Below are 12031 nucleotides of genomic sequence, written 5' to 3'. Positions count from 1 at the left end.
ACGCTACAAAGGTTGTACATTTAACTTCTTTCAGCCAATGTCTCCAGCCTCTATAGGTGTTGGTATGATGCGGATTTAAGCTACTTTTCAACGGTTGTCCAAACGCCCGTTGAAAGAATTTAAAGCCTCCGGCAGATCGGAAAGGAATTCTTTGCGCAAGCTCGATTCCGGCCGCAATTATGCGGGGGCATAATTGATTGATAGTTATTGGACAACTATTTCTTTTTGGCGAAAGCACATAGTATAATATAGTTTGATTGTTTCGTGACGTTGAAGAAAGGTGGTTGTCTTAAATGGGTCCGTTAGCACATTTGCCAGCGCTTGATGTAATGTGGGTATCATTTTATTGTATAGGCTTTATGATTATCTCTGTTGGTTTAATTTATTTAGCTCGAAATAAGGTTTCAAACGGTTTTTTACGTACAATCGTAAATTTAATTGCATACATACTATTTGGGCTAGGCACATTTTTAATGGTACTAATTGTAGCAACATGGCCATGATAAAAAATGATGAGGTGGAAGTGACATGAAAAAACTAAGTGCTTTTCTTTTGGTAATAGTAACCGCAGTTCTTCTAGTAGGTTGTGCATATCCAGAAGACGAAAAAAGGGCAAAATTAGTGCCTGATGCTGACCAGTTAGCCGCTGTACAGCGTGCGGTTGATGAATACCGTGAAGCAACTGGAGGCCTAGTTCCAATTAAAAATAGTGAGCTAGATACAGATATATATATAAAATATTTAATTGATTTTGAAAAACTAATGCCTAAATATCTTGCTCAAATTCCAGGGAATGCCTATGAAAAGGGTGGGATTTTCCAGTATATTATTTGGGATCCTGAGAATGAAGCTAAAGTAAAATTGGTAGATTTAAATGCTGCAGAGCGAATTCGTGAAATTAATATTCAAAAACTTTCTACCCAATATTTACCGATAAAGGGTGCGACTTCTGATAATGTATATCAAATTAACTTTGAAGAATTGGGCTATAAAAAAGATGTAACCGTGAAAAGCCCCTATTCTGGTACCGAATTACCAATATTTATGACAGGTGATGGAGAAATGCATGTGGACTATTCCATCGATTTAGGTCAACTACTAAAGGAAGACAAGCCTAATGTGAAGCCTGGAGATGATATACGTCAACTACTTGTCGATAAATATCCAGTAGTACCAGCATATTCTATACCATATACAGTAGATGAAAAAGGCGAGCCCATTTATTTTATGGACGCCTATAATAGTGACGCAAAAAAAGCTAGAGAGAAAGCTAGAGAAAAAGCAATTCAAGAGTCTAAATCCAAAACTAAAAAAGATTAGTCACTAAGCTCCTTACATTTGTGAGGAGCTTTTCATATTTATCTATCTGCTCGCATATAGTGAAAAAGCGTAGATAAAGGAGGCAGAAACCTTGAGTGAAGCAGTATTTAGAGAAATTGCAGAGCGCACAAATGGCGATGTTTATATTGGTGTTGTCGGTCCAGTACGTGTAGGTAAATCAACATTTGTAAAAAAGGTTATGGAAGCAGTCGTGTTACCAAATATTGTGGATGATACAGAAAGAATGCGTGCACAAGACGAGTTGCCACAAAGCTCGCCGGGGCCAGTTATTATGACTGCTGAGCCGAAGTTTGTGCCTGCCCAAGCAACACGTATTGCGGTCGGTGAGGATGAAATGACGTTCCAAATTCGTTTAGCAGATTGCGTTGGTTATATCATTGAAGGTACAAAGGGCTATGAAGATGAAAATGGGCCGAAATATGTGCATACACCTTGGCATACAGAGCCTATCCCTTTCCAAGAAGCGGCGAAAATAGGCACAGATAAAGTTATTCGTGACCATGCCAATATTGGAATTGTTGTAACAACAGATGGCACGGTAAATGGAATAAGTCGTCGTGCGGCAGAGAAGGCTGAAGAGGAAATTGTAGAGCAATTAATGGACATTGGAAAACCTTTTGTCATTGTATTAAATTGCCAAATGCCAGCACGAGAGGAAACAGTACAGCTTCGAAATGAGTTATTTGAGCGCTATAATGTTCCAGTAATTGCTACGTCAATTGATCAAATGCGTGCATCTGACATTCAGTTTATTTTGCAAGAAGCGTTATTTGAATTTCCAATTCGAACAATTGAGGTGGAAAAACCTGATTGGTTAGATGTTTTAGATGCTACACACCCGTTGAATGTTGCATTAATTGATTCGATGGAAGAAGTGTTGTCATCTATTATGAAAATTAGAGATGTACAACAGGCGTCAGATGCCTTTAAAGCCATTGATTTTATTGACCAGAGTGAAGTGGTGCATGTGGATGCTGGTGTTGGGACCGCAGTCATTCGAGTGTCATTACAAGGTGAGCTTTATAAGTCGGTTTGCAATGAATGGCTAGATGAGCCGATTGAGACGAAGCGAGATTGGCTACTATTTATTAAAGAGGCAGCAGAAGCAAAAGAGGCGCAAAAACGCTTTAAAACGGCTATTAGTGAAGCAGATTCGAAAGGTTATGGCGTAACATTGCCGATGATGCAGGAGTTTGAGCCAACAGCACCAGAGCTCATTAAACAAAATAATTTTTATGGTGTGCGTATGAAGGCAAAAGCGCCATCATACCATATCATTCGTGTAGATATGGAATCAGAATTCGCGCCACTAATTGGCTCTGAATTCCATAGCCAACAATTACTTAAGGATTTAAATCATGCCTATTTACATGATCGTGAAGCTTTATGGAACACACAACTTTTTGGAACTCCGCTACATGAAGTGTTAAAAGAAGGAATACGCTATAAAATGGATGCCGTCCCAGCAACAGCCAAAAAACGGATGCGCCAAACAATTGAACGTATGGTGAACGAAGGTGATAGAGGATTAGTTACATTTATTTTGTAGTGAAAAAATGAAAAATAAAGCGCAAAAAAATACTACAGGGCTCTTCGTTTTTATGCGAAAAGTCCTGTTATTTTTGTTTTTTGGGTGAAAAACGCATTTTTTGGTTATAATCATGTATGAATACAGTTGCGTAGCGGTTTTCTATGTGTTAATCTTTTTACAGAATTGGTTCATGACCCTTTGAGAGGAGGTGAATGGTGTGAATAAAACAGAATTAGTAAACTCTGTTGCTGAAGCTGCAGGTCTTTCTAAAAAAGACGCTTCTAAAGCAGTTGAAGCTGTATTTGATACAATTCAAGATGCTCTTGCAAAGGGTGACAAAGTACAATTAATTGGTTTTGGTAACTTTGAAGTACGTGAACGTGCGGCTCGTAAAGGTCGTAACCCACAAACTGGTAAAGAAATCGAGATCGCTGCTAGCAAGGTACCTGCTTTCAAACCAGGTAAAGCGCTTAAAGACGCGGTAAAATAATACACGTCTAGTAGTTACATAGAGCAGTCTTCATGTAAATGACATGGAGGCTGCTCTTTTTAACTTTTTTCAGCGGGTATCCAAACATTCGCTTAAATAGAGTCTAAGAACACCCCGACCTTTGGCAATTTAACTGTGCGAAGGCGAAGCTATAGAAACGGAATGACCCACATAATGTTTTTCCACTAAGAAAAGATGTGAAAGATAGCTAAAAAAGTTAATGTACACAGAAAGATGCAATAAACGAAAGTGTGAGCGTTAGAGATATTATTTGCACAATTTAGGTCCATCACTAAAAATAGAGCTATCTTTGCTAATACCAGAATATTAGTTGATTGGAGTGGAGGCTGGGCGACTCCTTGGGGATCAGCAATAGAGGAACGAAGGCTAAAAGCATCACATCCTGTGATAACGCCTTCGTGACCAACATCGTGTTGGCCCGAGACCCTGGAGCGAGCATTGCGAGTGAAGCGGCTCATCGGACGCCCCCAGGAAGCTTTGCTCTGTGCGAAAGCGTAGCGCTAACGTAGCGGCAGCAACAAATGTTTTCTGTAGCGAAAGCGAAGCGTCAGCTACAAAGCGCCCAGCCGGAACGGAAATCAACCTGACGTTATGGTGATGAGCCAAATTTATAAAACATACTGCTAATTAGAAAGCAATAAGTGGCTATTTTGCTCATATAGGGATGAATTTCTTTTGAATCAAGTAAGTCGTTTTGCGCTTACCTTTTGGATATGCTACGATGCATAAGGAAATGTGTAATGTACTGATACGCAGGAGGGTTTTTACGGATGTCGAATGTTGATTTATTGAAAATAGAAGAAGCAGTAAAAATGATTTTAGAGGCGGTAGGAGAAGATGTAAATCGTGAAGGTTTACTCGATACACCGAAACGTGTAGCAAAAATGTATGCGGAAATGTTTAGCGGCTTACATGAAGATGCAAAAGATTATTTTAGAACAGTGTTTCATGAAGACCATGAGGAATTAGTACTTGTAAAGGACATTCCGTTTTATTCAATGTGTGAGCATCATTTAGTTCCTTTTTATGGAAAGGCTCATGTTGCATACATACCAAACGATGGCATTGTTGCTGGACTAAGTAAATTAGGACGTGCAGTAGAAACTATTGCTCGCCGACCGCAATTACAGGAACGAATTACTTCTGCTGTTGCAGAGACAATTATGGAAATGCTCTCTCCGAAAGGTGTTTATGTAGTAATAGAGGCGGAGCATATGTGCATGACAATGCGAGGACTTAAGAAGCCAGGATCTAAAACTGTGACATCGGTTGCACGTGGTATTTACGAAGAAGATGAAGTGAAACGTAGAGAAGTTTTATCATTTATTCAAATGTCTTAAATTGAGTGTCTAATTATGTTATGATGGACTAAGAATTTGTCGGATTTAAGGAGTGTACAGACAATGGCACAAGATTATATTGTTATTCAAGCAGAGGAAGATGGCGTACATGTAATCGGTTTAACACGAGGTACAGATACAAAATTCCATCATTCTGAAAAATTAGATGCAGGCGAAGTTATGATTGCTCAATTTACCGAACATACATCTGCCATGAAAATTCGTGGGAAAGCACAGATTCATACAGCACACGGTGTTATAAATAGCGAAGCTAAAAAGTAATAGAGAGAAATACCATTCAGAATGCATGATGAAAGGTATCGTGTCTATGTAAATTAGCGAGGGCACATATAAATCGACTAGATGTGTAAAACTTAGTAATGGAGTTTTCGATTCGATTCTTTCGGCGGGTGTTAAACATTACTGAAATAGACTAAGAACGCCACGTTCTGTGGCAATTTATTTGTGTGAAAGCGCTTTGTTAAACACAAAGCCGTTTCCGGACGCGATTATGCCGAGGCATAATTGATAGGCAGTTGGGATTTCTTCCGTTTTTTTACGGGGAAGCTCTTCTGCCTATCCTGTTGAATAAAGCAAAAACTTTTTATTCCGAATCGTCGCGTATGCTATAATGACTCAGTAAGCAAGCGTTAGATCATGAAAGGCCTAACGTATTTGAAAGTGAAATGGAGTAAGGTCTATGAATGCAACATACATTCAAAATTCAATTGCACAATTAAAAACAGAGATTTTCATGGATGTTCGTCATAGAACTTTGCAAAAATACACAGGATTGCCTGTGCTCGATGAAAATCAATTATTTTACTTGTTAGTTCCCTTTTTTAATGGGGAAGAGTGGCAACAAGATGAACGAGAAGCTGCCATCACTGTTGGAATTGTGTACGCAGCCTTAGCAGCGCACGATCATATTAAAGAACTAGATGCCACATCAAAAGAACAGCAGTTAACTGTTTTAGCTGGAGACTTTTATAGTGGCCGTTATTATGAGATTTTAGCGATGTCGGGAAATGTCGCATTGATTCGAAATTTGTCACAAGGAATTGTGGCACGTTGTGAACACCAAATTAAAGTATATGAGGCAGAAAAACGTTCAAGTGAACAATGGTTTGCCTCAATCACTAACATTGAATCAGGATTAATCTCAAAATTTTTTGAGCTTTATTCATTTAGAGATTATATTCCAATTGTGGAGAAGAGCTTATTAATCTTGCGTTTAGAAAGAGAATTGGCGACATATCAACGTGGACAAGTATCTTTAATGAGTAAAGTTCTTGAAGAAAGCGCGAGATATGCTGGGGCGACCTTTGGCAACGTCATAAAGAACAAAATTATGCAATTAAAAACAGAGCTGTTACAGATGATAGAAGATGCATCGTTTCTACAAAGTGATGTGAAACAAGCTCTACAAGCACGTGTAGAGGCATCCATTGCTTCTACTAATGGATAAGAGAGGTTTTTCAAAATGGCTAAAACGAAAGAAGAGCACGTGCATGAAGTATTTGAAAGTATTTCGGAAAACTATGACAAAATGAATGGCGTTATTAGTTTCCAAATGCATGTTGGCTGGCGCAACGATACGATGAAGCACATGGCAGTAAAACCTGGAGCGAAGGCTCTAGATGTTTGCTGTGGTACGGCAGATTGGACAATTGCATTAGCCGAGGCAGTTGGTGAAGGCGGAGAAGTAAAAGGGGTAGACTTCAGTAAAAACATGCTGAAGGTTGGTGAAGAAAAGGTAAAGCCATACCCACAAATTGAACTAATACATGGAAATGCTATGGAGTTACCTTTCCCAGACAATACGTTTGATTATGTAACAATTGGTTTTGGGCTTCGCAATGTACCAGATTATTTACAAGTGTTAAAAGAAATGAATCGTGTTGTAAAACCAGGGGGAATGGTTGTTTGTTTAGAAACATCTCAATCTGAAATTCCAGGCTATCGACAACTATTCCGTTTTTATTTTAAATATATAATGCCGATATTTGGTAAAATATTTGCGAAAAGCTATAAAGAATATTCTTGGCTACAGGAATCAGCAAATGATTTCCCAGGTATGAAGAAGTTAGCGGCATTGTTTGAGCAGGCAGGTTTAGAAAAAGTAACGTACAAAGCATACAGTGGCGGTGCTGCGGCAATGCATATGGGCTTAAAAAAAGTACGTTAATGGGGGAAGGTTTTCACACGTGGAAAAGATGAAGTTAAAACTACTCTATTCCGATTTGAAATCAGATATCGATATCATTGAACAAGAATTAGAAAAAGCAGTGAACTCTTCTTCAGGTTTGATCAATGATGCTTCTCTCCATTTATTGCAAGCTGGTGGCAAACGGATACGACCTATTTTTGTGTTGCTTGGCGCGAAATTTGGCGTATATGATATCGAAAAGATGAAGGATGTAGCCGTACCAGTAGAGCTTATTCATATGGCATCACTTGTGCATGATGATGTAATTGATGATTCCAATATGCGAAGAGGACGCCCGACGGTCAAATCACAATGGAATAATAGAGTTGCAATGTACACGGGCGATTTTATTTTTGCGCGTGCACTTGAATATATTACAAAGCTTGAAGACCCATTAGTTCATCAAATTTTAGCGCGTACAATGGTTGAAATTTGTAACGGTGAAGTCATTCAAATCGAAGATAAATTTAGATTAGATCAAGGATTAAAGGATTATTTTAGACGCATTAAACGAAAAACGGCATTATTGATTTCTTCTAGTTGCGAACTTGGTGCAGTGGCAGCAGGTGTCGATCCTAAAACGGTGAGACATTTGAAACGATTTGGCTATTTTGTGGGCATGAGCTTCCAAATTATCGATGATGTTTTAGATATTATGGCAACAGATAAAGAATTAGGAAAGCCAGCAGGTAGTGATTTACTGCAAGGTAATATAACATTACCGATTCTAATGTTAAAAGATGATCCCGTAATGCAACCTTATTTGGCAAAAGTATTTGCAGGCACATTGACGGAAACAGAACGTCAAAATATGCTGCAGTATGTGCGTAAATCTGACGCGATTGAACAAGCTAATAAAATGAGTGATAAATACTTGAAAAAGGCATTACAAGAAATAGATGCATTACCAAAACATCCCGTTAAGAAAAAACTACGTGATGTCGCGTTATTTATGGGTAAGCGTAAATTCTAGCTTTTTGTTGTACAAAGGCTCATTTTTTGTTAATATTTATCGGTAGGTGTAAAACCTGTTATACGAATTTAAGGAGTGTTTTAAACAATGGCAATCGAAAAAACTTTTTTAATGGTTAAGCCTGATGGCGTAGAACGTCAAGTAGTAGGAGATATCGTAGATCGTTTTGAACGTCGCGGTTTTGTATTGAAAGGTGCTAAATTAATGGTAATTCCTACAGAATTAGCAGAAAAGCACTATGCAGAGCATGCAGAGCGTCCATTCTTTGGTGAATTAGTTGATTTCATCACTTCTGGTCCTGTATTCGCTATGGTATGGGAAGGCGAAAACGTAATTAAGCTTGCTCGTACAATGATGGGAGCAACTAAACCTGAAGAATCTAACCCAGGTACAATCCGTGGTGACTATGCAACAACTGTTTCTCACAACATCATCCACGGTTCTGATTCACTAGCTTCTGCTGAGCGTGAAATCGGCCTATTCTTCGGTGAAGATTTAGTTTAATTTCTTAAAAACCGGACTATAATCGGATAAAACTCCGAATTGTACAAAAGCATATTTGCTATATTAGCGGTTTACCCTCTAACTATTACAGTTAGGGGGTTTTTTGTTGTCTTTTAATAAAGTTGATTCTAACGTAGATTTAAGTTTATTCGATATTAACTCCAAACGTAAGTCCGCCGATAAATTCGGTTTAAATGAGGAATCAAATATTCGCAATATTAAGGTCGATCACGCTATGAAAATTGTTAATCAGCAGTGGAAATTACTCGGGCTAAGACCTCGTACAATAGACAGCTATAATTACAATTTTTCGAAGTTTATCGAAGTAACTAATGTTGTCTATCTGCACGAAATTAATAACGATAAGATTTACGAATATCTATCTTCTTTTAAAGAAGTAAGAGATACAACGCTGAAAGGTCGTCTAAAGCAAATTAGCGCCGTTCTAGCGCGTTTTTATGATAATGGATGGTTAGCGTCGGTTTTTTGGAAAAGCATTAAAATAAAGGTTGATACGCCGTTTAAAGAGGCTGCTACTGAAAAGGAATTATCGTTACTAATTTCTTTGTTAGATAAGTCTACGTTTAGTGGATTCCGAGATTCTATTGCTATCTTATTGCTTTATAAAACTGGAATTAGAATTAAAAGTTTAGGGCTATTGCGGGAGAAGAATATTGAATTTGAAAGTAAGACGCTTATTTTACCTGGTGAGATTATGAAAAGTCACCGTACATTAATGCTACCTCTAGATGATGATATATGCGCTTTATTGAAGGAATTAATAAGTGTAAACAATGACATTAGGAAAGAGCATAGTCAGAAAAACGATTATATTTTTGTATCAAATATCGGAATACCTATTTCTAATTCTGTTTCACCATCTAATTTAATTTCCAAAAATTTGTGGATGTACAGTAAGCGTTGGGGACTTAAAAATGTTAACCCACATTCAATAAGGCGCCTTTACGGACAGAATCTTTTAAAACGAGGTGCGGATGTAAATTTAATCTCACACGCGTATGGCCACAGTGATTTGAGTACGACATCTCGCTATCTAGGGTTGGATACTTCTACAGTTGTACGTAATTTACGTGATTATTTATAAAACGAAAAAAGCCGCTAGTGTTCGTAGCACTAACGACTCTTAAAACGATTACACTAATTGCCTGGCAGCGTTAGTGTTCACTCACAACTGAATATGAGCGAAGTTATGCCTTCATTTTACTCGAAAAAATCGTAAAATGCAAAGGCTTGCTTTCCTATTGTCTTTTTTAGGAACGCTCACTGACGAGAAGCCGTTAAGCGTCATTAAAAAACACGTCAGGTTACGCCGAGCCAACGCAGTAAATTCGGCTATATCGCAGGTCAAGCCGTTTCCTGTTACGGTTGCGACGAATTGGTGAGCGCCGCCATTAAGGGCGTGGTTAGGTTTACTGGGGCATTACGGTGCCGGTAAGCATATTCTGTGATCGACGTGGACAGTAAAACGTCGGGAATATGCGGATAGAAATATCCCGATTAACAGGAGCATACGAGACAACCTCGGACGTCACCATGACGCTAGCAAATGCGGTCGTTACTTATTGTCGCTTGATTCGTTTTCTACGTTTCTTGCGATAGTAGGTAACGACTTTTGCGCCGATTTCCTGGAGCAAGCAGCCATTCTGCTAGCATTGTTAAGAGAATGTCAAATGAAATATATCATTTCAATTCTAATATATGGTATTTTAATAAAAGATATTATATTAGAGGTGAAATTTTATGAATTTATTAGAGTTAATAGAGTTAGGTGAAGTTGTTAAGCAACAGAGTATGAAAACAGGCTTGTATAATATACCTTATATTTCAAGTCCTGAATATGAAAATTGGCTGACGTTATCAACAAGATTTTTAGAAAGTAATTTTCCTAATGATGTCGATACAATTAGATTTAGGGAGATTGCTCAAATTGCTAATGGGGAGGGAAATAGTGAGTTTTTTACTCTAATTTCAATTCTAAAAGCATTTGAACAAATACCTCCAAATCCATCTATTGAAAAAATAGTACCTTTACTTAGCAAAATATTTATTAATTTTAATAGATTTGATGTAAATATTAAACGTAGATATTCAAATAGAGATACAATAGAAATTAATGACGAATATGATTTACAAGATTCTTTATTAGCGATTATGAAATTATTTATTGATGATGTTAGGCCTGAAGATTACGTACCTAGTTATGCAGGTAAAAATTCTAGAGTCGACTTCTTATTACCTGAACATAAAATAGTAATTGAAACGAAAATGACTAGTAAATCATTAAGTGATAAACAAATAGGTGAACAGTTAATTATTGATTTCGAACGTTATAAACAATTACCTGAGTATAATCATTTAATATGCTTTGTTTATGATAAAGGTTCATATATAAATAATCCTCATGGTCTGATAAAAGATCTTGAGAAGTTAAGTGATTCAAATATGAAAGTTTCAGTGTTCATTTCTCCATTATAAAATACGCAAAATTCAATAGGTGTTTTAACTAAATAAATTATGTAATTAAATATTTACTTTTTCTATCATTTAGGATATATTCAAATAAATTGAATAGAAATATTACATTAGGTACTACATTATGTAGTTTAATTGGGAAGTCGGAAAAGTTCAACTTGAAGCCGACGCTGTTTACGCAACTGTGAATGCTAAAAAGCATAAGCCAGGGGACCAGCCAAACACATTATTTCTTACTCCAGCGAGTAAAGTGTTTGCTAGTTTATGCGTATTTTTAAGCTGCATTTTTGTATTATTTTTGATACAACCACTTTATCAAGGAGATATTCAATAATTCTTGGTAAAGGGGTGAAGAAAATGGACCTATTAAGTGTTTTAATTTCCGCTATGAATTTTGTGGCGTTTTTGATTCTTGGTACATTGACCTTAGTAATAAAAATTATAGAAATGAAAAAATAATATTATAAAGCGCAGCCATTTAGTCGGCTTGCGCTTTTTCTTCGTCTACTTCTACAAAATCAATAATCTCAGTTATATCATCAATGCCTAAAGTCTCAGCGATCCTCTCGATATGCCCGAAGTTAATGTTTTTTCTCTTTCCAGTTTTCAATTCGCTAAGTGCTGCGTGTCTTATATCGCAAATCTCCGCTAACTTTCTCAATGAGCCTACCTTGTACTCTTTAATTAAATAATCAATCTTAACTACTACTCTCTTAGCCATTTAAAATTCCTCCTAAAATATACTTGACGTTACGCAATAGCGTACCATATAATGATAACAGAAGTGGTACTTGCATGCGTACCGAAATTATATTTACGGGAGGTTGTTTTTATGAATACTCAAATGCAAATTGTAGAGGTTGAGCCGGGCTATAGTTACGTAGTTGAACGAACACAGTTACTTGATGGGGTACATTTAGAGGTTTTCAGACAGCCAGGATACCCAGACGATGCAATCCTGTTTATTGGTGACAATGAGATATTATTCGCTTGGACAGATGAATCAGCAACGTTATTTGCCGAACTAGACACGTGCGAACCTGTCGAACTACTAGCGATTCTAGCGCAGGCACCTAGATTGTTAGCTTAATACGTAATTTACTACGGTATCGGACGCTGATACAGGAAT

Annotated in this window: 14 protein-coding genes and 1 riboswitch; of the genes, 13 read left to right on the top strand and 1 reads right to left on the bottom strand. The window is 37.3% G+C overall.

Annotation, left to right across the window (positions count from 1 at the left end; translation table 11 throughout):
* The first annotated feature begins 293 nt into the window (after positions 1 to 293).
* From ACIQ7N_RS01445 to ACIQ7N_RS01390, 12 genes are all read left to right on the top strand, one after another.
* Positions 294 to 503, top strand: a complete 210-nt coding sequence (locus ACIQ7N_RS01445) for a DUF2768 domain-containing protein (RefSeq protein WP_132359268.1) — start codon at positions 294 to 296, stop codon at positions 501 to 503.
* A 25-nt stretch (positions 504 to 528) separates the two neighbouring features.
* Positions 529 to 1320 carry a hypothetical protein gene (locus ACIQ7N_RS01440; RefSeq protein ID WP_402929762.1) on the top strand — a complete coding sequence of 264 codons (792 nt, stop codon included), beginning with the start codon at positions 529 to 531 and terminating at the stop codon, positions 1318 to 1320.
* Positions 1321 to 1411: 91 nt separating this feature from the next.
* Positions 1412 to 2890: a stage IV sporulation protein A gene (gene spoIVA / locus ACIQ7N_RS01435; RefSeq protein WP_132359264.1), complete on the top strand. Its 1479-nt coding sequence runs from the start codon at positions 1412 to 1414 to the stop codon at positions 2888 to 2890.
* Positions 2891 to 3089: 199 nt separating this feature from the next.
* Complete coding sequence (locus tag ACIQ7N_RS01430) at positions 3090 to 3362, top strand: HU family DNA-binding protein (protein ID WP_004232618.1); 273 nt, start codon at positions 3090 to 3092, stop codon at positions 3360 to 3362.
* Between the two features lie 791 nt (positions 3363 to 4153).
* Positions 4154 to 4723, top strand: a complete 570-nt coding sequence (folE, locus tag ACIQ7N_RS01425; RefSeq protein WP_132359262.1) for a GTP cyclohydrolase I FolE — start codon at positions 4154 to 4156, stop codon at positions 4721 to 4723.
* 63 nt (positions 4724 to 4786) lie between these two features.
* A complete protein-coding gene (gene mtrB / locus ACIQ7N_RS01420) occupies positions 4787 to 5005 on the top strand; it encodes a trp RNA-binding attenuation protein MtrB (protein ID WP_049666799.1) in 219 nt (72 codons plus the stop codon).
* 418 nt (positions 5006 to 5423) lie between these two features.
* Positions 5424 to 6191, top strand: a complete 768-nt coding sequence (locus ACIQ7N_RS01415) for a heptaprenyl diphosphate synthase component 1 (protein ID WP_402929759.1) — start codon at positions 5424 to 5426, stop codon at positions 6189 to 6191.
* A 15-nt stretch (positions 6192 to 6206) separates the two neighbouring features.
* Positions 6207 to 6911: a demethylmenaquinone methyltransferase gene (locus ACIQ7N_RS01410; RefSeq protein ID WP_402929757.1), complete on the top strand. Its 705-nt coding sequence runs from the start codon at positions 6207 to 6209 to the stop codon at positions 6909 to 6911.
* A gap of 19 nt (positions 6912 to 6930) precedes the next feature.
* Positions 6931 to 7905, top strand: a complete 975-nt coding sequence (gene hepT, locus ACIQ7N_RS01405; protein ID WP_132359256.1) for a heptaprenyl diphosphate synthase component II — start codon at positions 6931 to 6933, stop codon at positions 7903 to 7905.
* Between the two features lie 87 nt (positions 7906 to 7992).
* A complete protein-coding gene (gene ndk, locus ACIQ7N_RS01400) occupies positions 7993 to 8409 on the top strand; it encodes a nucleoside-diphosphate kinase (protein ID WP_132359254.1) in 417 nt (138 codons plus the stop codon).
* 106 nt (positions 8410 to 8515) lie between these two features.
* Positions 8516 to 9514 carry a tyrosine-type recombinase/integrase gene (locus tag ACIQ7N_RS01395; protein ID WP_402929755.1) on the top strand — a complete coding sequence of 333 codons (999 nt, stop codon included), beginning with the start codon at positions 8516 to 8518 and terminating at the stop codon, positions 9512 to 9514.
* A 656-nt stretch (positions 9515 to 10170) separates the two neighbouring features.
* On the top strand, positions 10171 to 10905 hold the full coding sequence (locus ACIQ7N_RS01390) for a PD-(D/E)XK nuclease domain-containing protein (RefSeq protein WP_402929754.1): 735 nt from the start codon (positions 10171 to 10173) through the stop codon (positions 10903 to 10905).
* 92 nt (positions 10906 to 10997) lie between these two features.
* A riboswitch (cobalamin riboswitch) is annotated at positions 10998 to 11138 on the top strand.
* A 242-nt stretch (positions 11139 to 11380) separates the two neighbouring features.
* On the opposite strand, the gene ACIQ7N_RS01385 is transcribed toward ACIQ7N_RS01390, so the two are convergent.
* Positions 11381 to 11623: a helix-turn-helix domain-containing protein gene (locus ACIQ7N_RS01385; RefSeq protein ID WP_402929752.1), complete on the bottom strand. Its 243-nt coding sequence runs from the start codon at positions 11621 to 11623 to the stop codon at positions 11381 to 11383.
* A 111-nt stretch (positions 11624 to 11734) separates the two neighbouring features.
* Here ACIQ7N_RS01385 and ACIQ7N_RS01380 point away from each other — a divergent pair, with 111 nt between their 5' ends.
* Positions 11735 to 11992: a hypothetical protein gene (locus ACIQ7N_RS01380; RefSeq protein ID WP_402929750.1), complete on the top strand. Its 258-nt coding sequence runs from the start codon at positions 11735 to 11737 to the stop codon at positions 11990 to 11992.
* The last annotated feature ends 39 nt before the right edge of the window (positions 11993 to 12031 follow it).

Origin of the sequence: Lysinibacillus sp. NPDC095746 (genome assembly GCF_044763535.1) — a bacterium.
In the GTDB taxonomy this organism is placed as follows: Bacteria; Bacillota; Bacilli; order Bacillales_A; family Planococcaceae; genus Lysinibacillus.
Note: the sequence above shows the minus strand (reverse complement) of the source record. Positions and strands in the feature narration are given on the sequence as shown.

Bases quoted from the DNA above. Each gene is read 5' to 3' on its own strand.
- folE (WP_132359262.1), top strand. From the start codon at position 4,154: ATGTCGAATGTTGATTTATTGAAAATAGAAGAAGCAGTAAAAATGATT.
- mtrB (WP_049666799.1), top strand. From the start codon at position 4,787: ATGGCACAAGATTATATTGTTATTCAAGCAGAGGAAGATGGCGTACAT.
- ACIQ7N_RS01390 (WP_402929754.1), top strand. From the start codon at position 10,171: ATGAATTTATTAGAGTTAATAGAGTTAGGTGAAGTTGTTAAGCAACAG.
- ACIQ7N_RS01415 (WP_402929759.1), top strand. From the start codon at position 5,424: ATGAATGCAACATACATTCAAAATTCAATTGCACAATTAAAAACAGAG.
- ACIQ7N_RS01445 (WP_132359268.1), top strand. From the start codon at position 294: ATGGGTCCGTTAGCACATTTGCCAGCGCTTGATGTAATGTGGGTATCA.
- ACIQ7N_RS01380 (WP_402929750.1), top strand. From the start codon at position 11,735: ATGAATACTCAAATGCAAATTGTAGAGGTTGAGCCGGGCTATAGTTAC.
- ACIQ7N_RS01385 (WP_402929752.1), bottom strand. From the start codon at position 11,623: ATGGCTAAGAGAGTAGTAGTTAAGATTGATTATTTAATTAAAGAGTAC.
- ACIQ7N_RS01410 (WP_402929757.1), top strand. From the start codon at position 6,207: ATGGCTAAAACGAAAGAAGAGCACGTGCATGAAGTATTTGAAAGTATT.
- ACIQ7N_RS01440 (WP_402929762.1), top strand. From the start codon at position 529: ATGAAAAAACTAAGTGCTTTTCTTTTGGTAATAGTAACCGCAGTTCTT.
- ndk (WP_132359254.1), top strand. From the start codon at position 7,993: ATGGCAATCGAAAAAACTTTTTTAATGGTTAAGCCTGATGGCGTAGAA.